This is a genomic window from Geomobilimonas luticola, assembly GCF_018476905.1.
Lineage (GTDB): Bacteria > Desulfobacterota > Desulfuromonadia > Geobacterales > Geobacteraceae > Geomobilimonas > Geomobilimonas luticola.
Genome location: NZ_JAHCVK010000038.1, coordinates 1 through 221, shown reverse-complemented (window position 1 = coordinate 221; position 221 = coordinate 1). Strand labels below are relative to the sequence as shown.

Sequence of the window (221 nt, the reverse complement as noted above, 5' to 3'; positions counted from 1 at the left end):
ATGTGCTCGCGGGTCTGGGGCATGGGGCCGTCTGCGGCGGATACGACCAGGATGGCGCCGTCCATCTGCGCCGCTCCGGTGATCATGTTCTTGACGTAGTCGGCATGGCCCGGGCAGTCCACGTGCGCATAGTGACGCTTGTCGGTCTCGTACTCGACGTGCGCGGTGGCGATGGTGATGCCGCGCTCACGCTCTTCCGGGGCGTTGTCGATCTGGTCGAA

1 protein-coding gene is annotated in these 221 nt (G+C 65.6%); it reads right to left on the bottom strand.

Translation table 11 applies throughout. The features are described from left to right. On the bottom strand, positions 1-221 hold a 221-nt coding region (locus tag KI810_RS17210; RefSeq protein WP_246525811.1), incomplete at both ends, for a GTP-binding protein.